Source organism: Desulfitobacterium sp. THU1, from assembly GCF_038181555.1.
GTDB lineage: Bacteria > Bacillota > Desulfitobacteriia > Desulfitobacteriales > Desulfitobacteriaceae > Desulfitobacterium.
Map to the genome: position 1 here is coordinate 253,659 of NZ_JBBWUA010000002.1, position 24,408 is coordinate 278,066.

Here is a 24,408-nt window from a genome sequence, read left to right on the forward strand (position 1 = left end):
CTCTTGGAAGAGTATGCCCGATGGGATTGAAACTTATTCCAAACGAATGAATTCTTTCCTTAAACGGCGGATTATTCGCTTTTCTAAACGAGAAATATAGGACTGGGAAATGCCCAGCCGATCCGCTACTTCCTTTTGGGTTTTTTCCTCACCATTGTCCAAGCCAAAGCGCAATTCCATAATCATTTTTTCCCGATCTGTCAGCCTTGCCATAGCTAAATGCAAAAGCTGGCGATCCACCTTTTCCTCCAGTGGTCGCGAGATAATATCATTTTCCGTACCAAGCACATCGGAGAGTAGCAATTCATTGCCATCCCAATCGATGTTCAAGGGTTCATCGAAGGAGACCTCCGTGCGTGTCTTATTATTGCGACGCAAATGCATGAGAATTTCATTTTCTATGCAGCGCGAGGCATAGGTGGCCAGCTTTATCTTCTTTTGAGGATCAAAGGTATTTACGGCTTTAATCAAGCCAATGGTTCCGATGGAGACGAGGTCTTCGATACCGATCCCGGTATTCTCAAATTTTCGGGCAATATACACCACTAAGCGCAGATTTCTCTCGATTAGAATATCACGAACACTAAAATCCCCCTGCTCCAAGCGTAATAGAAGCTCGCCTTCTTCATCTGAATTAAGTGGAGGAGGCAGCGCTTCACTGCTACCCACATAATAGATTTCATCCCAACCACCGATTTTGCGTATCAAAAGCGATTTAATCTTAAAAAACCATAATTTAACGTGTTCTACTATCCTTTTCATTAGCCTTCCTCCGCTCCTCGAACATGCTCTGGATGCAGCAAGGCTTGGTAGGTTCTATCCGAACTAAGCCCATGCTGCACTAAAGCTAAGGTTGCTTTCATTTCTTTCGGTTCCGACAAGGATGTGCAAACCACCTTATGGGGTCGGATGCCGAGAAGCCAACTCTTATGTCCCACCCCTTGATAGGGGATAAAGACAAAATACTTAATCCACAAGGAATCAGACTGCCAGAGCCATGGCCAGGGATCTTCTAAGTCGCGCCAAGCTCCCTGCAAAGCTGGTAACAGCTCTTCAGGCATGACCGTTGCAGCTATTTCCTCCTCCACCAGAATGACAGGATTACCGGTGAGGGGGTCTCGCAATTGGTTCCCCGTATCCAGTAATGCTCTCACCGTGATTGAACTTTCATCACCCATTTCTGCACCTAGGTCAATCCGGAGATCATAGAGTGTGGCTCTCGTCTGGGCCGCTGATCCTAAAATGCTCTGCCAGGCATTTTGACTAACCCACCATAATCCTACCCCTAAAGGCAGGATCCAAAGGTTTTTCATGCCTATGCGTAAAGAGCTGCCAAGAATGCCATCGAAACTAACCCAGCCCCAGACAGCATAGACGAGCCCTCCAAGACCCGCCGAGACAATCCAAAATAATAATAGTGTCTTGAGATAAGGCCGTATCCCTCGATAAGGAAATGCAAGCCCAATCATAAGCATAGGGACGAGAAATTTGCTCAATTCAAAAACGAACGAGGCCGGAGCATAGGCAGAGAGAATTACCGGAATTTCTCCAGCCATCACTCCGGCCGCAAGCCTCTTGCCTCGGAGGGGAAAATTCAATAAGTGGGCAACGAGAATTATGAGCAAGGCATCCATACTCCCATTTACTACTAGATCAATATCTAAATACCTCTCCATAACTCATAGTAGCCCTTTCCACCATCTCTCCCAAATTATACCGAATAAGGAGAATAAAAGCTGTCGGAATAGGCGGGAATATTTAAGAAAACTATTGCGACTTGTGACTAAAAATCGCGTTTGAAACCACCTGACCACAAAAAAGCCATAGTCTATGACCTTAAGGGCCCAAACTATGGCTTAGATACTTAATTGATATTACACATGATTTTGTTAGATAAGTTTTGTCACATGAGTCGAAAGAAAACTAACAGCTATCAAAACTCAAACAAGATAACACTCTCTTAACGTTTGCGACGCAAAAACTCTGGAATATCTAGCTCCTCAGCTGTGGCTGCCACGGGACGAATCGCCTCATTAGCACTACCTCTTAACCCAACAGTAGCAGATTTCTGTTGTTCAAATCCTGTTGCAATGACAGTCACCCGAATCTCTTCCTTGAGGCTTTCGTCAATTACGGCGCCAAAGATAATGTTAGCTTCCGGATCAGCTGCCTCTGCAATGATTTCCGAAGCTTCATTAACTTCGAACAAGGTTAAATTCGAACCACCAGTAATGTTTAAGAGGACCCCTTGTGCACCCTCGATAGAGGTCTCCAACAAAGGACTAGAAATAGCTTTACGGGCAGCATCTGCCGCTCTATTCTCGCCGGTAGCTGCTCCGATTCCCATTAATGCTGAACCTGTGTTACGCATAATCGTCTTCACATCGGCAAAGTCCAGATTAATCAAGCCGGGTACAGCAATCAGGTCAGATATCCCTTGAACCCCTTGACGCAGCACATCATCAGCAATCCGAAAAGCCTCATGAAGAGCTGTATGCTTGTCCACGACTTGGAGCAACCGATCATTGGGAATAGTGATCAAAGTATCAACTTTAGACTTAAGCTCGGCAATTCCTTTTTCTGCCTGCATAGCCCTTTTTCTTCCCTCAAAGGAAAAGGGACGGGTCACTACACCTACTGTTAAGGCTCCCAATTCTTTAGCAATTTCAGCTACGATTGGTGCTGCACCAGTTCCAGTTCCGCCGCCCATTCCGGCGGTGACAAAGACCATATCTGCACCTTTAAGGACATTTATTAATTCTTCGCGACTTTCTTCAGCGGCCTTCAGACCGATTTCCGGATTCGCACCCGCACCAAGACCCTTGGTAATTTTATTACCAATTTGGATCTTCTCTCCGGCACGTGAGAGGTTGATCGCTTGAGCATCCGTATTCACCGCTACAAAATCTACACCTTTTAAGCCGGCTGTAATCATACGATTTACAGCATTATTTCCACCACCGCCAACTCCAATCACTTTGATCTGGGCAAATTGATTAAAGTCCATGTCGAATTCAAGCATTTAGCTTACGACCCCCCCGCTAGTATTAGAGCATTACCTATTCATGGTCACATTCAAGTGATAATGACACAAAAAAACACCTGTACTCGTGATAAATTCTATGAACAAGCAGTTTATCCTTCTTTTCACTTCAACTTTTTTAATAGGAAATATCATCCACAAAGCTATATTAGATGGATTCTCAACAAAAAGGGTGGTCTACCCCTAATGTACTCTTTTTTGAAGCAAATGTCTGCGAATTATCGCTAAGTTGTTGAATAAGCGGACTCCAAAAGCCACCACAGCCGCTAGGAATAGGTCGACCCCGATTCGGTCACCTACATAAGCAAGTATTCCTGCCAACAAAATATTGGTAAAGAAACCGGAAAGAAACACAACAGAGTCAAAATGGTTCTCTTGAGCGGCTCGGATACCTCCTAAGACAGAGTCCAGGGCAGCTAAGATGGCCACAGAAAGATACTTTGAATATTCTACCGGAACTGAGAACGGACTAAACCAGCCAATAACTAGTCCAAGTATGAGCCCTAAAATTGGTAACCACATTCAAAAAATTCCTCCTCATTTAACGACCTATTACTGGCTTTGCGGCGGTAAAATCAATATACCTTACCCCGTTCTTAAAAGACTTATACCCTTCATCATTGATCAATACAAAAAGCGACTTAAGCTTGTCTTCCCAAGCGTCTGCTTTACCTAGGCGGACTTCTACTCCATCCGTCAGATAAAGGGTAATCTGTTCGATCGTATTCACATAGACTTCCCCAATCCATGGCTTTAACTCCTCAGGGGCTTGTCCGACTACTTTTAGGGCGGCCTTAAGTCCAGGGATATCCAACTCCAGTCCCGGGCCAGCAGTATCAGGGATGGTCAATCCATTAATCACAGGATAACTTAGTTCCGGCCATCCTTCAAGACGGCGTAGATAGATGCCTTTGTGGTCTACCTCCACTACACCTCGAGGGACGGCAACTAGAGCAACTGGAGTCCGTTCTGTAATCTGAACGACCAATTGGTTGGGAAACTTTCTTTTTAACTCCACAATCTCCACAAGGGGATGGAGCTGCACCTTCTGGCTAAGTTGCTTTAAGTCCAACATGAAAAGATTCTGCCCTGTTACATCCGTAATTAAACGCTCAATTTCGTTGGGAGGAATTTGTTTCAGACCTTCTATCTTCACTGTCTGAGTCGTAAAATAACTTGACTGGAAGAAAAAACTCATACCTACTACGAAAAGTATAACAAGTATTGAAATATACAGAAAGGATGTAGTCGATTTCCTAGACTCCATGATCACTCCTCCTAGCTTCCTAGTATATCGAATACAACCCTCTCTGTCATGTTTTTCTTTTCAACATATCCGACCGTGCTCTGATCAAGAGCTTACTCGTTTCAGCTTGGCACCCAGACTCCGATATTTATCTTCTAGATTATCATAGCCTCGATCAATATGCCCTACCTTTTCCAGTACAGTGGCCTCTTCTGCAGCTAAAGCTGCCAGGAATAGAGCTGCTCCCGCCCGCAAATCTGTAGCTTCGACAAAGGCCCCCTCCAGCCGCTCCACCCCGCGAATAATCGCAGTTCGCCCTTCTACTGTAATCTGGGCTCCCATCCGTCGGAGTTCATCCACATGTTGAAAACGGTTTTCAAAGATAGTTTCTGTCATAATACTGGTGCCCTCTGCTGTCGCTAAAAGCGCCATGAATTGAGGTTGCATATCCGTCGGAAAGCCGGGGTGTGGCATGGTCTTGCAATCCACTCCCTTAATTCTTCCCTTACCTCTGACGCGAATAAAATCATCGCCCACAACAATTTCCGCTCCAGCTTGCCGAAGTTTTGCTATTACCGGCTCCAGATGCTCTGGGATCACATTGCTAATCTCAATATCTCCCTGTGTCATTACTGCTGCCACCATATGTGTTCCGGCCTCAATCCGATCAGGGATGACCGTGTGCTCAACAGGATAGAGTGTGTCAACGCCCTCAATGCGCAGAACATCCATGCCCGCACCACGGACTTTCGCTCCCATCTTATTCAAGAAATTCTGCAGATCAATAATCTCTGGTTCCCGAGCCGCATTGTGAATCGTAGTGGTTCCCTTAGCCAGTACTGCCGTCATCATCAAATTCTCAGTGGCTCCAACACTGGGAACATCTAGATAGATTTTGGAGCCCTGTAGCCGGTCTACCCAGGCCTCAATATATCCATGTTTTTCTGTAATCTTTACTCCCAACTCTTGCAATCCCTTAATATGTTGGTCCATAGGCCGAGACCCTATGGCACATCCCCCAGGCTTAGAAATCCTCACTCGACCATGGCGTGCAAGCAGAGGACCGAGAATGAGATTAGAGGCCCGCATTTGGCGCATGAGTCCCTCATCAACTTCGCAGCGACTAAGATCTGAAGCATCCACGAGAATGGCCGCATTCTGAGTATCGACATGAGCACCAAGGCATTCCAACACTTCGATCATATGATCAATATCCGCTAATCGGGGGATGTCTAATAAGGTGGTCTTGCCGGCAACGAGTAAGGACGCTGCTAATAAGGGTAAGGATGAGTTTTTGGCCCCACTATTGCGAATTTTGCCTTCTAATCGCTGTTTTCCGGTAATGACATAGCGGTCCATCGCCATGACCGATTCCTCCTTCTCAGTTTGGTGAGATATACCTCACCTCTGTCTTCAACTCGACACCGAATTTTGTTTGTACATCTGTTTGTATCCCATGAATCAAGGTCAAAACCTCCTGGGCTGTGGCTTTGCCATGATTCACTATAAAGTTAGCATGCTTCAGGGACACTTGGGCCCCACCTATCGTTTTTCCCTTCCAGCCCGCTGCCTCGATTAATCTTCCCGCCGAATCCCCCGCAGGATTTCGAAACACACTTCCGGCATTAGGGAGTTCCAGAGGCTGAGTTCCTTTTCGTTTGTCTAGATTCTCACTCATGATTTGACGAATCATTGCCAAGTCACCGGGCTTAAGGCAGAAGACCCCCTCCAGAACAATGGCTTGATCCCTAAGGGAACATTCCCGATAACCAAAGTCTATATGTTCCTTCGCAAGCCTTTCAACTTTACCCTGTCGGTTAATAATCTTCACTTCTACCAAAACATTCTGGATGCTTCCTCCGTGGGCCCCGGCATTCATCACAATCGCACCGCCCACAGTTCCGGGAATCCCGCGAGCAAATTCCAAACCTGTGTATCCAGCTTCTGCAGCATCTAGAGAAAGACGGGCTAAGGAATATCCCGCTCCCGCTCTAACCAACGTCCCATCCCAAAGACACTGAGCCAAGCCAGTACTGATTATTGTGACCCCCGTCAGTCCCTCATCAGGAAAAAGAACATTGGACCCCCGCCCAAATAGCCGAACAGGTATCTCTTTTTCTTGACAAGACAACCAAACTGCCAATAATTCTTCTTCATTCTCAGGCCAAAAGACTGCTTCAGCCAATCCCCCGATTCGCCATGTACTCAGGTTCTTCAGTGGAAACTGGCGTTCGACCCGTCCCTTCATTCCTTGTAATATCCCATGTAACATCATTAGCATACCACCTTATGTTTTCCCTAGGATAAGCACCTAAGGGGATATTCAGACTCGCATCGTGAATACGTCGAATCGCCTCCCAAGGCACTCCTATTTGCAGTGCTTGCAGCACTATGGAATATGTTCTATCTTCCTTGGCATAATCTATACAGGGCAAAAGACTGCCCAGATACTCGTAATGCCTCTGATCTCCATAGAATTCCACTCGATCTTCCCGGCGAATCCAGCAACTCTCGGGGAAAACCGACTGAGGATGGCGCCCAAATTCCTCACCGCCCAAGCAATTCAGAAGCCAAGCGGCGGGAACAATCCAATGAAGACCGCTGCCGATTCGTACATCCCATTGACCCTCTTCCTTCTGCCACAGCAAGGAAGGTTCAAACCCTGCCTTCTCTAAGATCCTCCATAAAAAGGGCTCATCTTTTGTCTCAGTCTGAGGTACTGGCAGGAGGATCTCTTCAGCCCAATACCTATGTAGGAATTCCGTAAGCTCTGTTTGCATAAGTCCTCGAGAAAGGCCCCATTGTCGATAGGGATCTTCCAATGGGATTTGAGACCAATAGAGAATTTCCGTGGGCCCAACATCAGCTAAATCAAAGGCTCTCTCTTCGAGACCGGAAGATGTCAAATCCGCCAAGTCCATTGGACCCTCCCCTAAGGTTTCTCTGACCATCACGCTTCTATGTAGGGCATTCAACAAACAAAGAATCCCTTGCCAGCCGTCTAACCCTCGGGGAACGAGAAGTAATATTTTTTGCTTTGGCCACATAACTAACCCACTCCCTTTCTTCTGACTGTCATATGTTATGCACGTAAGCCAGAAGGTGTGAAAGGAGCGAATTATTTCCATGCTGTGTCAAGGCAAACCTTGACAATTTTATCTAGAGCATTCGGTTGCCCTGAATTTCGAGCAGAACGTGACATCTCTGCTAATTGCTCAGGTTTTTCTACAAGGCCTTGAATCACTGCCCAAAGATTCTCACCGGTTAAATCTCGATCTAAAATGACACGAGCTGCACCATCTTTTTCCAACGCCCGGGCATTAAATTCTTGATGGTTTTCAGCCGCAAAGGGATAAGGAATGAGTATCCCAGGTTTACCTGCTACCATGATTTCCGCCAAGGTCGTCGCCCCAGCCCGTCCTACAAATAAATCGGCACAAGCCAGTGCTTCAGGCATATCTTTAAGATATTCTAATACCCGCCAGTTCTCTCTTTGCCATTGAATCCCTTCAGCCTTTAAGGTCTCTAGAGTCTCCTGATAGGTTGCTTTGCCAGTAGCCCAAATCACTTGAATCTCCGGATGAGTTGCTAACTGCTTGAGCACCTTAGGCATGGCTTGGTTAATACTGCGGGCACCCCGACTGCCTCCTGTCACGAGTAGGGTCAAATGCTCAGGACGTAACCCCAAGCGTTCAGCCCCTTTTTGCCGAGATATGCTACCAATCTCTGGACGCACGGGGAGACCGGTTAAGATTAATTTCTTGCGCACCCCAAAGTGAGCAATGCTTTCTGGGAAGGTCACCATCACCTTACGCACAAAACGGGTGAGGATTTTATTGGTGATCCCCGGTAAGGCGTTTTGCTCATGTAGCAAGGTCGGAATCCCAAATAAGGCCGCAGTTAATACCACAGGCCCCGAGACATATCCTCCGGTTCCGACAACGAGATCCGGTTTATACTTCTTGAGAATCTCCTTTGTCTCCCATAAGGCTTTGATGGTTTTGCCACCTACCTTGAGAGTATCTAGGCTAATTTTGCGGGGAAGTCCTTGCCCCGACACCCCTTTAAAGCTAATTCCGGCTTCAGGAACTAGGCGTGCTTCCATGCCTTCCCGGGTACCCACATAGAGAATTTCACTATCCGGTACTTTGGCGAGAATCCCCTTAGCGATCGCAAGGGCTGGGTAAATGTGGCCGCCCGTTCCTCCACCTGTGACAATCACGCGCATGGAATTTATGCTCCTTTCGTTGGTTCGCGGTTCTTGGGTCATCGCTTCTGGGTCGTTTCTTGTGTCTCTTTTTTAGTCTTTCTTGGGTATCTTTTAAGGACATTATTGGTATTTGTTTTAAGTATTGTCTCCAGGATTTTGCTATACTCGGTCACTCTGTAAGCTGCGCGCACCCGTTCTAACGCTCAAGTATTCAGCTCCGAAAGGTCCCCCGCTAAATCGGCTCCTGCCTAGTAGCGGGTTGGAAACGTCCTGTTTCCAACCTTTCTCCGCTGAAAACTTTTCGCGAAGAACGGGTAGCTGCTCGCTTAGAAGGCGTTCCCTGCTGTATATCAAAATCCCTGGGTCTTCTTTTTAAGTATATGCTCGAGCTGACTTTGAGGTACTGCTGAGGATGAAACGCTAAGAATTGCAGACGTGCTCTTAAGAACTGCATGAGCTAAATGAACTGCGTGAACCGCAAAGAACTCTTAAAAGTAGCTTAGAACTAGTCACGAGAATTGCCAGCAAAAATCTCTTTCGAATTCCCGAAAGCATGCTCCAACCTTCCTGCGAAGTGAGTTGCGATTACAGAAAGCGAGGTTTTTACGGGGGCAGCTAAGCAAACTTGGGCTAAACTGCACCCCAGACAGCGGGGCGGGCAACATGGACGTTGCACGCCGCCTAGAGAGCCAAGGATGGCGATTTAGGCGGGAACCCTGCCCGCTTGCAAGAGGCAGTTTAGCCCTTAGTTTGCTCTGCGAGCGTAGTCTCCGAGCGTCTGTAACGCAACTCTCTTGCACGAAATCTCTCAAAGCTGTACTTTCACTTATCCTGAAGAATCAGGTATAAGGCACATCAACCGGCGACTCTATCGCGACTCCCGCGAAATATTGAGCAGCACCCCAACCCCTACCATCGTAAACACCAGCGACGTCCCGCCATAGCTCAAAAACGGTAACGTAATCCCCGTGACCGGAAGTACGCCGCTGACCACGCCCATATTGATCATAGCTTGGATGGACACCATTGAGGTAAGGCCAACTGCCAGGAAACCGGTAAAGGCATCCGGTGCCCCCATGGCTGTTCGGAATCCTCGCCAGGCAAATAGGAAGAAGAGCAAAATCACGATGGTGGCTCCCACAAAGCCCAGCTCTTCCCCGATCATGGCGAAGATAAAATCCGTATGATTTTCCGGGAGATAGAGGAACTTCTGCTTGCTTTGCCCAAGACCTAGACCAAAAAGGCCTCCCGGTCCCAAAGCCAGTAAGGCCTGGATAGTCTGATACCCCTTGCCTGAAGGATCTGCCCATGGATCCAGAAAGGCGAAGATGCGATTCATTCGATAAGGTGCTGCGGCAATCGCTGCCACGACCAAGCCTACACCTGCGCTGCCCAAAGCCACAATATGACTCACCTTAGCACCTGCAGCTATAAGCATAAAAAAGGTCGTACCGGCAATGGCGAGAGTTGTTCCCAAATCAGGTTGCAACATAATGAGCCCTGCCACTAGGCCAAGCAGTCCCAGCACAGGAAGCATGCCTTTGCGAAAAGATCTTATCTTATGGGGATCCACCGCTAAAATACTGGCCATGACCAATACCATGGTTAACTTAATGACTTCTGAAGGCTGGATAGACAAAGGGCCAAGACCTATCCATCGGTCAGCGCCATTAACTCGACGTCCGATTCCGGGTATTTTAACCATAATTAAGAGGACAATAGCCATAATGAGGGCCGGCTTAGCCCATCGGCGCAATAGCTGCAAGTCGAAGCGCATTGCCAAAATCATCGCCACTAACCCAATTGTAACCCAGATCACCTCCATCTTCAGAAAGTGATAAGGATCGTCATACATCACATATCCTTTAACCGCACTCGAGCTATAGACCATGACGGTTCCTATAGCAAGGAGCGCTAGGATTGCTCCCAGTAGGACTAAATCAGGGCGACGTCGTCTAGGCATTTTAAGTTCCCCCTTTGACTATTTGAGAATGGGTTCCCTATAATGCCTACGCACTAACTCCTTAAAGAATTCCCCTCTTTCTTCATAACTCTTAAACATATCCCAACTTGTACAAGCCGGGGAGAGCAAGACAACATCTCCAGGCTTCGCTTCCGCTATGGCTAGCTCCACTGCCTCCTCAAAGGTTTTCGCCCGAAGATAGTGCTGGATTCCTACATCTTGAGCAGCAATTTCCATCTCATCGGCGGCTGCACCGACAAGGACAAGACTCTTGACTTGTTCCTTTACGATCTTCATAAAGTCATGGAAATCAAGGCCTTTATTTTTACCCCCAGCAATGAGGACGATTGGTTCTGCAAAAGCGTATAAGGCCTTTTCTGCTGCATCTGGATTGGTCCCCTTCGAATCATTGATGAAGAGGATCCCATCATAAGTCCCTACCACCTCTTGGCGGTGCTCTACCCCTTTAAACTCACGAAGTCCTTGGACAATCTGTTTCCAGGAAAGTCCCAATTCCCTAACAGCTGCTATGGAGGCTAGAATATTCTCCAGATTATGATTACCTCGTAGCTGTAGTTCACATCGATTCATAATAGGAGTAAGCTTCCCATTTTCCGCGAAAACAAGCTCATCCCCCTGCACACTATAACCATTCCCCAGAAAGGTAGTGGGGCTAAAAAAGATGACCCTACCTTTGAGATGAGGCGCCAGCTCGCGAACATGGGTATCATCCCAATTTAAGATCGCACAATCCTCAGCTCTCTGATTTTCAAAAATCCGAGCTTTGGCTGCCAGATAATTCTCTATGGTCCCATGGCGATCCAGATGATCGGGCGTCATATTGAGTAGAATTCCTACATTCATACGCAGGCTATCGATATGTTCTAGTTGAAAGCTCGAAAGCTCGGCAACTACAATTCCCTGTTCGTTCAACTCACCTACCTGATCGCTTAAAGCAACACCAATATTTCCTGCCACTAGGGTAGGACGGCCTGTTATTTTCGCTAGTTCGCCGATGAGTGTGGTCGTGGTTGTTTTTCCATTTGTACCCGTAACCCCAATCTTGAAGGCTGGATGATCTCGCAAAGCAAGCTCCACCTCACTCCAGATTTGTGCCCCTTGACTGATACCCACTTGTATAAAGGGGAGTGCTGGGGAAACCCCCGGCGAAAGTACGATAATTTCAGACCGAACCTCATCCCATTCAGGTGTACGACCTAAGATAAGTTGTCCTCCTGTTAAGCCTACCTCGTAAACATCCTTAAGTTTATCGGGCCCTTGGCGATCCGTTAATTTCACCCTCGCGCCCATGGCCTTAAGCCTTTTAACTGCAGCTAACCCGCTTCTTCCGGCACCCACAACGAGTACCTGTTTATCTTTTAAATTCATGATTCCACCCACTTAACAAAACTTAGCCGGCGCTAGGTCAGCACTGCTTTCGCACTTGTTGCCCTTAGACGAGACGGCTGCCTTACTTGCTTTATACTTTATATCATCCCGGCAATATAGGCGATAACTCCCAACACAGCACAAAGCAGGGAGGCTAGCCAAAAAACGATGACGACTTTCCACTCATGCCAACCCACTAATTCATAGTGATGATGCAAGGGGCTCATCCGAAAGACCCGCTTACCGGTAGTTTGGAAAGAGATAACCTGAATAATAACCGAGATGGCTTCTATCACATAAACACCACCAAGGATAAGGAGGATCAGTTCTGTTTTTGTCAGTACAGCTAAACCAACTAATGCCCCACCTAAAGCTAAGGAACCTGTATCACCCATGAAAACGCGTGCCGGAAATTTGTTGAAACGCAAAAAGCCTAAGCATCCACCTGCTACGGCCGCAGCAAACACTGCAAGATCGGATTCATAAGCCAAAATTGCGACCCTACCCCCTTGGGTTGCCGCCAACCAAGCTATGGCCACATACCCTAGGGCACTGAACAAGGTCGTTCCTGCCGCTAAACCATCCAGTCCATCGGTTAGATTCACAGCGTTGGTGATCCCTACAATGATTAAGGCAACAAAAGGATAGTAAAACAAGCCCAATTCCAGATGTATCGTGGTGAAAGGGATGACGAGATCGGTCCCTCGACCTAAGTAGCGATTAGCCACCCAAGTGAGAAGGAAAGCAAGGGTAAATTGTCCTATTAATTTTTGGTAAGCTCTCAGCCCTAAAGACCTATGCATGACTACTTTGATAAAATCATCAATAAAACCAATTAGGCCGTATCCGAGCATCGAACTGACAACCAATACCATTTCTAAGGACGTTGGCTTTTCAGCAATAGTCAGGGCGCTTACCACAATTCCCACTAAAAAGATAATACCACCCATGGTGGGAGTGCCCGCCTTTGCGAGATGGCGTTTCGGGCCCTCCTCACGAATATTCTGCCCGAACTTCAACACCCGTAAAATTGGAATCAATAACGGCCCTAGTATTAATGTGATTATCAACGCTACAGCAGCAGCCAAAAATATACGTTCAGACATGGGTTATTCCTTCCTTTACTCCTAACCTCTACGAAGTGCTTCTGTCACTTCTTCCATTCTCATGCCACGGGAAGCTTTGATTAAGACCCAAGTGCCTTGACTTAATCGGGCGAGTAACTCTTGCGCCTTCTTTATTGCTCCTGCACGTTCAGGAAAAGAATAGATCCTCTCTGGAGACAATCCTCTTGCAAGGGCCCCCCGAGCAGTTTCCTCGGCAAGCTTTCCTACGGTAATCAGCTCAGTAATTCCCAAGTCGGCTACAGCTTGCCCTACTTCATAATGGCCTTCCCGACTGGTCTCACCGAGTTCATACATCTCCCCTAAGATGGCTAGGGTTGATGCCCCTCCTCTTTCCCGCAAAACTTGCAAGGATGCCTTCATTGAGGTCGGATTGGCATTATATACATCGCTAATCAGAGTGCTTTCGTAGATACCCGGCTGTAGTTCTAGCCGCATCCTGGACAACTCCATAGTCGCCAAACCCTCACATCCCTCTTGAAGGGGGACCTCCAAGAGCATTCCTACACTAAGGGCTGCCAGAGAATCAAGCACATTGTGCTCTCCCGGTAGCGGTAATTTGACAGTTACCGGCGAAGTGAAAACAGGGACCTGACCCCAGTTTTCACTTTCCAAGGTGAAGTGGGTGCCTAGGGCTCCAAAGGGGGTTAGATTCAGTCCACGGAGATTAGGCTTATGGAACTTCCCCGCTAAGCCATAGAAAAACTGCTTAACTGAGCTTTTTTGGGCGAGTTTCCCACTCCACTCATCCTCACTATTAAGCACAGCGAATCCCCCGGGAGGAAGCGCCTCAATTAACTCCCATTTAGCTCGGGCAATGTTTTCTTGAGTACCTAGTAGTTCCAAATGAGTTGTGCCTATATTGGTAATGACACCGATATCCGGGCGAGCAATACTACATAAAAAAGCAATTTGCCCTAATCCGCGCATACCCATCTCTAAAACAAGAATCTCCGTGTTCTCCGGTGCATTCAGGATGGTCATAGGAAAACCAAGCTCATTATTCTGATTCTCCAGATTCTTATGAACACGGTATTTTCGGCTGAGCACCGCTGCCACCATATCTTTTGTGGTGGTTTTGCCGTTGCTACCAGTGATAGCCACGACCTTGGCTCCCAACTGTCGGCTCCAGGATCGGGCTAGGGATTGCATAGCATCAAGGCACGACTCCACTTGGATCAGCGCTTTTCCATCAGGAATAATAAAGGCAGGTCGGTTCTCTAAACGCTCTTTCTCAGCAATTACTACGCTAGCGCCTTTTTGCCAAGCTGCTTCTATATAATCATGCCCATCGACCTTTTCTCCCACCAGGGCAAAAAAGATATTCCCTTCCTTGGCTAGGCGACTGTCAATACAGCAGCCAAAAGCTAGGGCTTGAGAATTTCCCCATAATTCCTCTTTCAGTAATGCGGCAATCTTTTGGCTATCCCACATAACCCAGCCTCCTCAAGGCTTCCCGGGCGACTTCCCTGTCGTCAAAGGGCAATACTTCTTTACCGATAATCTGATAATCTTCATGGCCTTTCCCGGCTATGAGCACCGTATCTCCTTCTTTAGCAAGAATGAGGGCACATTCGATAGCTTCCTGTCGTTTGACATTAGCTGTATAATCAATTCCCTCAATCCCCTCCAAGATATCTTGGATAATCTGCCGAGGGTCTTCAGTACGGGGGTTATCTGAAGTAACAATGACGTGATCACTGAGTTGCTCAGCGATAGCCCCCATTTGCGGGCGTTTCCCTTTATCCCGATCCCCTCCGCAGCCAAATACCGTAATCAAGCGTCCTGGCGTAAACTCTAGCGCAGCTTGGCAGACATTAGCCAGCCCATCAGGAGTATGAGCATAATCCACAATCACTTGGAAGGGTTGCCCCATCCTTATACTCTCAAAGCGTCCCGGTACACCTTGAACATTAGCCAAGGCCCTTTTGACAAGCTCCGGACTGCGACCGCTCTCTACACCCCAAGCAAAGGCTGCTAACGCGTTATACACACTAAACATGCCCGGCGTTGTATAGTTCACTTGCTCTGTCCGTCCTTTAAAACGAACTGTAAAACTGACCCCGTCAGCAGTTAACTCAATATCCTCAGCACGATAATCCAGGTGAGCAGCTTTCACACCGTAGGTTACTACGGGAGCAGCCGCAACCTTAATTAATGTCTCTGCTGCCGGATCATCTCCGTTCACAACACCGATCTTTGGGCTTTTTGCTCCGCTAAGGCCGCTAAATAGTTTGGTTTTAGCCTGGAGGTATTCCTCCATTGTTTTATGATAATCTAAGTGATCTTGTGTCAAGTTTGTAAAAATCCCCGCATCAAATTCGCATCCCTTGACCCGGCCTAAATCTAGAGCATGGGAGGATACTTCCATGACCGCCAGCTGAACTTCCTCGTCCACCATTTCCTTCAGGAGCTTCTGAAGATCAATGGCCTCCGGAGTAGTGCGATTTCCCGGCAGCTCCCTTCCGGCAATGCGAGCCCCGAGGGTCCCTATTAGACCCACCTTTTTCCCTTCCTCAGCAACAATACGCTCCACCAGATAAGTAATGGTGGTTTTTCCGTTAGTACCCGTAACGCCGATGACTTCCAACTTGCCGGCAGGATGATCATAAAGATTAGCAGCGATCTCGCCCATAACCTCGCGTACATGTTGTACTTGGAGCTGAGGCACATCCAGAGGGAGAACCCTTTCCACCAGTAAGGCAACTGCTCCATTTTCGATGGCCTTGGCCGCGAAGTCATGACCGTCCACGTTCATTCCGGGAACACAGGCATATATATCTCCCGGCTCAACCTGACGAGAATCCATAGAAATCCCTTGAATTAGGGTTTCTTGATCTCCGGTGCTCTTGATTATTTCGACACCAGTTAAAATCTCTGATAGTTTTTTTTGAACAGACTTCACCCTCATCACTACCTTTCAGCTCTAGTATAGACATTAAAAATTTATTGCAATCATTATTATCTTAAGGGTAGCCTCCAGTTCATTTGCAGTAGAGTTGGAATATCCACATCCAGTTCTTCCTCGATAGCCCACCAATTTCCTGTCGTTGGAGAACCCGCCTCCGAACCAAGATAGACCAGAACTGATGATTGAGCTTCGACAAGTGAATCCGCATGGGGAATTTGATCCAAAACAATACTACCGTTTCCTTCGGTCATAATTGTAAACCCAGCCTTCTTAAGCTCCTTATCGGCTTCGGCATAAGTTAGACCCAGCACAGAAGGCACCTTTGCAGCCTTCTTAATCGGAGGAATAACCATATCTAGGCGTGGTTTGCCAAGGGTCAAAGGAGCTTTCATATCCATCTCCACATTTAAGTATTTCAAGGAGTCCAACAAAACTCCTCTTACAGGTGGGGCTGCTACTGAACCTCCATAAAAAGGCACACCGTCAATCACGCAAAGAATGGCCAACTTCGGATTGTCCGCTGGGGCAAAGGCTATGAAGGAAGCTACATACTCCCCTTGGATATACGCCCCGTTAGCAACTTTCTGGGCGGTCCCAGTCTTACCTGCTACCCGATAGCCAGGCAGAAAGGCCCGATACCCCGTGCCATTAGTTACTACAGACTCTAGCATCTGGCGGGCTGTTTTGGAGGTTTCTTCCTTAATCACGCGATGCACTTCCTGGGGCTCAAAGGACTCAATTACTTTTCCGGTGGGACCCACAATCTCTTTGACTAATTGTGGCTTCATTAAGGTTCCACCATTTGCCACTGCTGAAACAGCTGTAAGAAGCTGAATCGCGGTCACATTATTGGTTTGCCCAATGGACATGGTGGCTAAATCTAAGGCGGTGGCTCTCTTCTTATTAGCTAAGATCCCCACAGCTTCTCCGGACATTTCGATTCCCGTCTTCTTGCCAAAGCCAAAATCAGCAAGGTACTTATAGAATTTATCTGTACCTAAACGCTGACCCATTTCCACAAAACCCGGGTTGCAGGAATTCTCAACCACTTGTGTGAAGGTCTGACTTCCATGTCCCCCATGCTTCCAGCAATGAACCGTTTTACCGAGGATGGTAATGCCACCCGGATCAAAGAAACCACCATTAGGGCTGATTTTCTTTTCTTCAAGAGCAGCTGCCAAGGTGATAATCTTGAAGGTCGATCCCGGCTCGTAGCCATTTTGGATGGCAATATTGCGTCGCGTACTTTGTTCATAATTCTGGTAATAATTCGGGTCATAAGTAGGCGCTGATGCTAATGCCAAGACTTCCCCTGTATTGGGGTCCATAACAAGGATGGAGGCACTTTTGGGGGCTTGCCCGTTCATATTCGCTCCTTGTCCTGACATTAATTTCTGCAGTTCACGCTCGGCAAAAGCTTGGATATTCTTATCGATGGTCAAGCGCACCGTGTTGCCGTTTTTGGGCGTGACATACATCTGATTGGCAAACGGCAAAGGAATTCCATTGGCAGCAAACTCAGTCAAGACTGCCCCCGGCACACCAATCAACGCTGAATCCCTAGTCAACTCTATTCCTTCCAACCCCTGGTTGTCAATCCCCGCAAAACCAATAATATGGGCAGCTAATGTCCCATTAGGATAATAACGCACACTATCTTCGGTAACGCCGATCCCAGGTAGCTCTAAGGCTCGTACTTGAGTAGCAACTTCTGCAGTGACTCTTTTTTTCACATACTCAAGGGCCGAGCGCTTGGTGATTTTCTCAAGAACCTGCTCCGGCTGCATTTCCAGTATTCCTGATAAGGTGTGAGCAATTTCTTCAGCTCGTTTCGAAGACCTTACTTGAGCCGGAACGGCATACACTGTCTCGGTGCTCACACTCATAGCGAGAACATCCCCATTGCGATCTTCAATATTACCCCTTTTGGCGGCAACCGGTACACCTCGGAAATGACTTTCATCAGCCTTATCACTGAGAATTGCCCCTTGAGCTAATTGTACAAAGGCCAGCCGGACAATTAATACCACCAAAAAAGCACTTACACATAAAAAAAGAAAAGCGATACGTTTACGCATGACAACATAAGGACTCAATGTCCCACCCCCTATTTTAGGGCGTCACCGTAAACTCTACCGCTTTTGTCTATTATCGTTGTGTAGAAGCAAAGAAACTGGTAAATTTCTGCGATATTTGCTCAATTGCAGAAGGTTCTTGGACAACCTCTTCCTGTACGGCTGGAGCTGACTGGACGCCCTTTTCTATCTTGGCGACAGGTAATGTTCCAGCCACATAGACCGTTCCCGCAGGTTTTTCCATGCCCATGGCAAGTGCCGCACTTTCAATCCGACTTACGGAACGCAATTTATCCACTTGCGCTTCCAAGAGATCATTGTTCGCCTCAAGGGCCGTAATCTCTCTTTGCATTCCCCGAATTTGGGCTCCCTTAACCACCGTAAGATTAATGGTTTCCACAGCGAATACCGTTGCTAGGGTCACCACTAAGCTTAAAACAAGAATACTTTTCCAGTGAGAACGGGGCCTCTGGCGACGGACGGGCCTTTTCGCTTTGCGGGGTAATTCCTCTATGGGCTGTTCCCATTCAATTTTTTCCTGCGCTACTACCAAAGGTATTCCTCCTCCGTTCTCTTTATACTTCAAATTCTAGTTCATAGTTTTTCGGCTATTCTCAGCTTGGCACTGCGGGCTCGAGGGTTTCCCTCAACCTCTTGAGAACTAGGTAAAATAGGTTTTCTATTGATTAAACGCGCTAAAGGTTTTGCGTTACATTGACATATGGGAAAACTCGGAGGACAACTGCATCGCCCTAACCAAGAGTTCATCTTCTCTTTCACAATGCGATCTTCCAAGGAGTGAAAGGTTATGACTCCTACCCTCCCACCGGGGGCAAGACAGCGTATAACCTGATCCAAGGTCCTTTCTAAGACTCCCAGCTCGTCGTTCACGGCAATTCTAAGAGCTTGAAAGGTTCTTTTCGCCGGATGAGGTCCTTCTCGGCGAGCCCCTGCCGGGATCGCTTTTTTAATAATATCTACTAACTCCCCAGTGGTCTCGATCGAACCTTCCTCTCGAGCATTAACGATAAATTCAACGATCCGTTTCGACCATTTTTCTTCTCCATACTTCCAGAGGATCTCAGAGAGTTGTCCTGGGGTCCATTCGTTGACTATAACCTTTGCCGATATAGGATTCTGTGGATTCATCCGCATATCCAGTTCGGCGTCTTGCATATAACTAAATCCCCGTTCAGCCTCATCTAACTGAGGAGATGATACCCCAAGATCAAAGAGAATACCTTGAACAGGCAAAAGCTCAAGAGATTGTAATGACTCTTCCAGGGATTCAAAGTTGCGATTGACCAAAAAAACTCGAGGGTCTTCCTTAAATTTAAGTCGTGCGTTGGCGATGGCTAAAGGATCTTGATCTAAACCCACCAGTTTGCCCGCGCTGCTTAGTTTAGACAATAGCAAAGTGCTATGTCCGGCACCTCCTAAAGTGCAATCCACATAAGTTCCGGAGGGATCCTTGATAACCCCTTCGACAGTTTCTTTTAACAAAACCGTGACATGATGAAACTCCAAAGCGTTCGACCTCTTCTCTATATTCCCAGGTTCACTAAAGACTCTGCTGCACTAGCATAGGCATCTTCAGCCTGACGAGAATAGTCTGCCCAAAGGCCTTGACTCCAAATCTCCACTCGTGAGGAGACTCCGACCAATACCACATCTTTATCAAGCTGGGCGTATTCACGCAAATTTGCTGGCAATAGAATTCTACCTTGCTTATCAATCTCGCATTCAGTGGCCCCGGAAAAAAAGAATCGGACAAATGCTCGTGCATCCTGTTGGGTAAAGGGTAAAGCGCGGAGTTTTTCTTCAAGGATCTTCCACTCCTCTTGAGGGTAAACAAAAAGACAGTGATCTAAGCCTTTCGTGGCAATAAATCGCTCGCCCAAGGCTTCTCGGAACTTTGACGGCACAATCAGCCGACCTTTTCCATCGATCGTATGGAGGTATTCCCCCATGAACATGTTCTTTCACCCCACAGCGTACGCACTTTGCTCCACTTTACTCCACTTTACCCCACTTATTCTCCATTCGGAGGGATATTCCTTCTTTCTGTCTCCTCTTTTTAAGAAAAAGTTTGAAATAGGGAAGAAAGTCCTAGTCCGGGAGAACGGGTCACTAGCCCATCCGCTAATGCTGAAAAGTTTGGGTCGAGTAGCTTCTCACACATCGGACCTTCGGGCGTGAGCTCCTGAAACCAACCTGCGCCGCTAAGTTCATGTTTGTAGCAGGGCGGCTTGAGCGAAACCATTCACTGGATGGTTTCGTCACTGGAGGCTTTCTTCTTCGGATCTCACGTACTCAGTAGCTACAGGGCCACCTCACTTCGATTTCGGGGAGAATCCTCGGCGGGTAAGCATCATCGGTGGATTCCGCCTCGGCGAAAATGTCCACTGGACACTTTCGTTGCCAAACCCTTTTGCTTTCTGCATGTGAACCGGCGGCGCCGCTAAACAAGTGCGAAAGGCTCGCCCGCCTTTCGTCCCGAAATCCTCGTTCGCTTAACAGCCCCTCCGCTAAAATCGTTCACTATTGTGTGAGAAGCTACGCTTACGGGTCTTTTCAAGATAGGTTTTGGGGAAATATGGATTGGGGCCAGACAAGGAAACCGGGCCTTCAACTTGACTGCACCACTAAGATTTAGACTGAAGCCAATCCCCAGAAACATCCCAAGGATTTTGATTTACAGCAGAGAACGGCTTCTAAGCGAGCAACTACCCGTTCTTCGCGAAAAGCACACAGCGGAGTCGGGTTGGAAACAGGACGTTTCCAACCGGCTACGAGGCATGAGCCGATTTAGCCGGCGTCCCGACGGAGCGAAGTGCTTGAGCATTAGAACGGGTGCGCGCAGCTTACAGAGTGAACGCGTAAAGCAAAATCCTGGAGACTTCTCTGGGGCAATAGCCCTGTCCCAATCCCAACAAAAAAAGAGAGGATGGCAAACTGCTTTGAAAGCAGCTTGCCATCCTCCCTGAGTCAGGCTAATTGAATCTTTGCGTTTAGAGTCTCCCTAAGAGAATAAAGTTCAGGATAAACAGGAGGGTTGAGACCCACAATACGGGACTAACATCTTTTGCCTCACCTTTAACAATCTTAACAATGCAGTAAAAGATAAATCCTGTAGCAATACCGTAGGAAATACTGTAGCACAGAGCCATGAAAATACCGGCAAAGAAAACGGGAATAGCTTCACTTAAATCTCCCCATTTAATTTCTTTAAAGGAAGAAAGCATCATGATACCCACAATAATCAATGCGGGAGCCGTTGCCACTCCTGGAATAGCACTTAGCACTGGAGCTAAGAAAGCACTTATGGCAAAGAGGATGGCTACGACAACACTGGTCAATCCAGTGCGTCCACCAGCACCGATACCTGCCGCACTCTCTACATAGGTGGTCGTGTTCGAAGTACCGAAGATGGCGCCCACGGAAGTCGCGATGGCGTCAGCAAAAAGAGCCTTGTCCATTTTGGAATTAAAGCCTTTACTGGTTTCAAGGGCTTTTTGGTCCGCTTCAGAGAAGATTCCCGAACTGCGACCCGTTCCTATAAATGTGCCAATAGTATCAAACACGTCTGATAAGCTGAAGGCAAAAATGGTGACTAAGACGAGGGGAATCTTGGCAGGATCGCTAAAAAGTGAACCTAAGCCAGGGTTACCAAAAGCGGCCATGAAAGTTTGCGGTAACTCCGCAAGTGCTTGACTAAAGCTGATGGAAGAACCCATGTGGGTAATTCCTAGGGGAATACCTGCTAGGGCAGTTACGACAATTCCAATTAATATTGCACCTTTAACATTGCGAATAAGCAAGATAACGGTAAGGATAAGACCGAAGATAGCTAGAAGTACCGGAGCAGAATTCAAGGTCACAAGCCCGGGAATGGCACGCGAACTAGCGATAACGGTTCCAGCCTCACCCAGTTGCACATAGGTTCCAGGATCAGAGGTAAAAGAAAGTAAGCCAGCGTTTTTAATTCCGATATAAGCAATAAAAATACCAATACCGCCGCCGATAGCGTTTTGTAAGCTTGGAGGAATAGCCGTAATAATCTTTTTCCGAATACTTGTTACAGTGATTATAATATTAATAATACCGCATAAGAAAACCATCGCGAGAGCTTCTTGCCATGTAAAGCCGAGACCGAATACAACCGTAAATACAAAAAATGCATTGAGACCCATACCAGGTGCCTGGGCATAAGGTACATTAGCGACCAGTCCCATAACCAGAGTTCCAATCACTGACGCGATAATCGTCGCCAGAAATACTGCACCCCAGGGCATACCCGCTTGTGAGAGCATTGTTGGATTAACCATAATGATGTAGGCCATTGCGAAAAAAGTAGTTAGTCCGGCAACGAACTCAGTACGAACATTAGTGCCGTTTTCCCTTAGTTTGAAGAAGTTTTCCACCCTGATTCCTCCTGTTTATTGTTATCTTTGCCGCTTTTCGTCTTCAACAGACATCAAGCTGCATTTATTTAATGAATTTATTATACTTTATTTCCGAACGTTAGTCCATGCTTTCTGCGATTCGTTCGGAGATTTCTTTCCTTTTTTCTTTCTTCTTTTCTAATTGAACAGACACTATGAATGGAGGACAAAAAAGGGAGTAGGCAAGCTCTTTGGATGCTACGCCGTACTCCCTCAACTAGATCGTCTAGGCTAAATGCAGTGGTTTCTCAAAGATTCCGTGTGCGGCCTCCATAATGGCTTCCGGCAACGTCGGATGGGCATGAATGGTTTGCGCTAGGTCTTCTGCAGATAGGCCTTTTTCCACGGCGAGAACACATTCTTGAATCAGGCTGCTTGCCTGAGGTCCCATGATACTAGCACCTAACACTACGCCCTCTTCATTGGCAAGAAGCTTTACCAAACCCATGACTTCTCCCAGTGCTAAGGCTTTTCCATTGGCACTGAAAGGAAACTTGCTGACCTTATAGGCTTTTCCAGAAGCCTTTAAGGCTTGTTCAGTTTCTCCAACCGCAGCGATTTCTGGATATGTAAAAATGGCACTGGGAATCGCCCGACCTTCCATCGTAACCTGTCTCCCGGCAATATGCTCAGCCGCTATCATACCTTGCATCGAAGCAACATGGGCGAGCATTGTCCCGCCGACAACATCCCCAATAGCATAGACCCTCGGGACGGAAGTTTGCATCTGTCCATTGATTTTGATGGCTCCCCGTTCAAGCTCAAGCCCTAAGGTCTCCGCATGAACTCCGCGCAGATTTGGCTTTCTCCCGGTGGCTAAAAGCACTTGCTGAGCCGGCAACTCCTTAAGTCCTTTAGCATCTTCAACACGGACAATTAAGCCCCCGTTTCTGGCGCTAATTTCTCTGACCGAGGTTTTCGTAAAAATCTGGATACCACTTTTCTTAAGCAAGGGAGTTAAACGTTTAGGAATCTCCTCATCAATCATTGGGAGGAGGGTAGGGAGCATCTCTATGACGCTCACCTGGACCCCAAGCTCATGATAGATGGAGGCAAATTCTAAGCCGATGACTCCCCCACCGATGATGACCAAGCTGTCAGGCAGCGTCTTTTGTTCTAGAATTTCCTCGCTAGTGACCACTCCCGGCAGCTCCACCCCCGGTATGGGTATACTTGCGGGAAGTGAGCCCGTAGCCAAAACAAGGTTATCGACCTGTATACGATCCGCGCCAGTTTCGGAATGGACTTCCAGATAACCGGCTTCTTTAACCTCACCCCAAGCTTTGACCACATTAATCTTCTTAGCTTTGATGAGCTGTTCGATTCCACCCACCAAGGTATTAACCACCTGATCTTTTCTTGCCATGATTCGCGAGAAATCAAAACCCGCACCCTGAATCGTGATACCAAATTCTTCTGCATGCTTTAGCTCCCGCCAAAGCTCAGCACTTTTAACCAGGGTCTTCGTAGGAATACAGCCTTTGTTCAAGCAGGTCCCGCCAAGACGTCCTTCCTCGATGAGAATCACAGATAAGCCAAGCTGGGCCGCACGTAAAGCGCAGACATATCCTCCAGGCCCTCCCCCTAAGATACCCACCTGATAACGTTCCATCGCCATCTCTCCCCTCGCTTTATTAATCCACTCAGTTATTATTCGTAATTGAATGCCATGAAGGCATTACCTTCGCAACATTTGATAGTGAAAAAAGCCTATTTTGTGGGTACTCACAAATAGGCTTCCCTTATTATTCAAAATCAATAGCTTTAATCGAAACCGCTAATTGGCTGCAATGACTTTATTCAAATGTTCCACTAGTTCATCTGGTTTCTTACCATGAGTAAGCGCTGCACCTTCGATGCTTTCCATCGCGGATGATGGGCAACCCAAACAGTGCATACCTAATTCAAGAAAGGTTTGAACCGTCTGAGGATAGGTACGTAAGACTTGCCCCACAGTCATATCCTTGGTAATCAATGTAATGGCCTCCTATCATCTCTCAAT

22 protein-coding genes are annotated in these 24,408 nt (G+C 47.3%); 1 reads left to right on the forward strand and 21 read right to left on the reverse strand.

The features are described 5' to 3' along the window. Positions 1-33: 33 nt before the first annotated feature. The 18 genes from sigE to mraZ form a co-directional block, all read right to left on the reverse strand. The gene (gene sigE / locus AAC978_RS03475) at positions 34-762 is read right to left on the reverse strand and encodes an RNA polymerase sporulation sigma factor SigE (protein ID WP_341546576.1); all 729 of its coding nucleotides are present in this window, start codon (positions 760-762) and stop codon (positions 34-36) included. Continuing rightward, positions 762-1,676, reverse strand: a complete 915-nt coding sequence (locus AAC978_RS03480; RefSeq protein WP_341546577.1) for a sigma-E processing peptidase SpoIIGA — start codon at positions 1,674-1,676, stop codon at positions 762-764. The genes sigE and AAC978_RS03480 overlap by 1 nt, the downstream gene beginning before the upstream one ends. Positions 1,677-1,960: 284 nt before the next feature. Then, positions 1,961-3,022: a cell division protein FtsZ gene (gene ftsZ / locus AAC978_RS03485; protein ID WP_341546578.1), complete on the reverse strand. Its 1,062-nt coding sequence runs from the start codon at positions 3,020-3,022 to the stop codon at positions 1,961-1,963. Positions 3,023-3,226: 204 nt separating this feature from the next. Continuing rightward, positions 3,227-3,565: a small basic family protein gene (locus AAC978_RS03490; protein WP_341546579.1), complete on the reverse strand. Its 339-nt coding sequence runs from the start codon at positions 3,563-3,565 to the stop codon at positions 3,227-3,229. Positions 3,566-3,584: 19 nt separating this feature from the next. Then, complete coding sequence (locus AAC978_RS03495) at positions 3,585-4,310, reverse strand: cell division protein FtsQ/DivIB (protein WP_341546580.1); 726 nt, start codon at positions 4,308-4,310, stop codon at positions 3,585-3,587. A gap of 84 nt (positions 4,311-4,394) precedes the next feature. Further along, positions 4,395-5,654 carry a UDP-N-acetylglucosamine 1-carboxyvinyltransferase gene (gene murA, locus AAC978_RS03500; RefSeq protein WP_341546581.1) on the reverse strand — a complete coding sequence of 420 codons (1,260 nt, stop codon included), beginning with the start codon at positions 5,652-5,654 and terminating at the stop codon, positions 4,395-4,397. A gap of 16 nt (positions 5,655-5,670) precedes the next feature. Next, the gene (gene murB, locus AAC978_RS03505) at positions 5,671-6,537 is read right to left on the reverse strand and encodes a UDP-N-acetylmuramate dehydrogenase (protein WP_341546649.1); all 867 of its coding nucleotides are present in this window, start codon (positions 6,535-6,537) and stop codon (positions 5,671-5,673) included. Then, positions 6,467-7,336: a hypothetical protein gene (locus tag AAC978_RS03510; RefSeq protein ID WP_341546582.1), complete on the reverse strand. Its 870-nt coding sequence runs from the start codon at positions 7,334-7,336 to the stop codon at positions 6,467-6,469. The genes murB and AAC978_RS03510 overlap by 71 nt, the downstream gene beginning before the upstream one ends. 71 nt (positions 7,337-7,407) lie before the next feature. Then, on the reverse strand, positions 7,408-8,517 hold the full coding sequence (murG, locus tag AAC978_RS03515) for an undecaprenyldiphospho-muramoylpentapeptide beta-N-acetylglucosaminyltransferase (RefSeq protein ID WP_341546583.1): 1,110 nt from the start codon (positions 8,515-8,517) through the stop codon (positions 7,408-7,410). A gap of 850 nt (positions 8,518-9,367) precedes the next feature. Beyond that, complete coding sequence (gene spoVE, locus AAC978_RS03520; protein ID WP_341546584.1) at positions 9,368-10,462, reverse strand: stage V sporulation protein E; 1,095 nt, start codon at positions 10,460-10,462, stop codon at positions 9,368-9,370. A gap of 18 nt (positions 10,463-10,480) precedes the next feature. Continuing rightward, complete coding sequence (murD, locus tag AAC978_RS03525; RefSeq protein ID WP_341546585.1) at positions 10,481-11,851, reverse strand: UDP-N-acetylmuramoyl-L-alanine--D-glutamate ligase; 1,371 nt, start codon at positions 11,849-11,851, stop codon at positions 10,481-10,483. 98 nt (positions 11,852-11,949) lie between these two features. Then, the gene (mraY, locus tag AAC978_RS03530) at positions 11,950-12,957 is read right to left on the reverse strand and encodes a phospho-N-acetylmuramoyl-pentapeptide-transferase (RefSeq protein ID WP_341546586.1); all 1,008 of its coding nucleotides are present in this window, start codon (positions 12,955-12,957) and stop codon (positions 11,950-11,952) included. Positions 12,958-12,978: 21 nt separating this feature from the next. Beyond that, entirely contained in the window at positions 12,979-14,409 is a 1,431-nt protein-coding gene (locus AAC978_RS03535; RefSeq protein WP_341546587.1) for a UDP-N-acetylmuramoyl-tripeptide--D-alanyl-D-alanine ligase, read from the reverse strand. Beyond that, positions 14,399-15,886 (reverse strand): UDP-N-acetylmuramoyl-L-alanyl-D-glutamate--2,6-diaminopimelate ligase, encoded by a 1,488-nt coding sequence (locus AAC978_RS03540; protein ID WP_341546588.1) that lies wholly within the window; start codon positions 15,884-15,886, stop codon positions 14,399-14,401. The genes AAC978_RS03535 and AAC978_RS03540 overlap by 11 nt, the downstream gene beginning before the upstream one ends. 50 nt (positions 15,887-15,936) lie before the next feature. Then, positions 15,937-17,982, reverse strand: a complete 2,046-nt coding sequence (locus tag AAC978_RS03545) for a stage V sporulation protein D (protein WP_341546589.1) — start codon at positions 17,980-17,982, stop codon at positions 15,937-15,939. 52 nt (positions 17,983-18,034) lie between these two features. Beyond that, a complete protein-coding gene (locus tag AAC978_RS03550; protein WP_341546590.1) occupies positions 18,035-18,514 on the reverse strand; it encodes a septum formation initiator in 480 nt (159 codons plus the stop codon). A 41-nt stretch (positions 18,515-18,555) separates the two neighbouring features. Further along, the gene (gene rsmH / locus AAC978_RS03555) at positions 18,556-19,488 is read right to left on the reverse strand and encodes a 16S rRNA (cytosine(1402)-N(4))-methyltransferase RsmH (RefSeq protein ID WP_341546591.1); all 933 of its coding nucleotides are present in this window, start codon (positions 19,486-19,488) and stop codon (positions 18,556-18,558) included. A gap of 17 nt (positions 19,489-19,505) precedes the next feature. Continuing rightward, positions 19,506-19,937 (reverse strand): division/cell wall cluster transcriptional repressor MraZ, encoded by a 432-nt coding sequence (gene mraZ / locus AAC978_RS03560; RefSeq protein ID WP_341546592.1) that lies wholly within the window; start codon positions 19,935-19,937, stop codon positions 19,506-19,508. A 714-nt stretch (positions 19,938-20,651) separates the two neighbouring features. On the opposite strand from mraZ, the gene AAC978_RS03565 reads away from it, so the two are divergent. Then, positions 20,652-20,948, forward strand: a complete 297-nt coding sequence (locus AAC978_RS03565; RefSeq protein ID WP_341546593.1) for a hypothetical protein — start codon at positions 20,652-20,654, stop codon at positions 20,946-20,948. A gap of 24 nt (positions 20,949-20,972) precedes the next feature. Here the strand turns inward: AAC978_RS03565 and AAC978_RS03570 are convergent, their stop codons facing one another. From AAC978_RS03570 to AAC978_RS03580, 3 genes are all read right to left on the reverse strand, one after another. Beyond that, positions 20,973-22,385 carry an NCS2 family permease gene (locus AAC978_RS03570; RefSeq protein ID WP_341546594.1) on the reverse strand — a complete coding sequence of 471 codons (1,413 nt, stop codon included), beginning with the start codon at positions 22,383-22,385 and terminating at the stop codon, positions 20,973-20,975. A gap of 247 nt (positions 22,386-22,632) precedes the next feature. Next, on the reverse strand, positions 22,633-24,018 hold the full coding sequence (gene lpdA, locus AAC978_RS03575; protein ID WP_341546595.1) for a dihydrolipoyl dehydrogenase: 1,386 nt from the start codon (positions 24,016-24,018) through the stop codon (positions 22,633-22,635). A 165-nt stretch (positions 24,019-24,183) separates the two neighbouring features. Continuing rightward, positions 24,184-24,381, reverse strand: a complete 198-nt coding sequence (locus tag AAC978_RS03580) for a DUF1858 domain-containing protein (RefSeq protein WP_341546596.1) — start codon at positions 24,379-24,381, stop codon at positions 24,184-24,186. Positions 24,382-24,408: the final 27 nt, after the last annotated feature.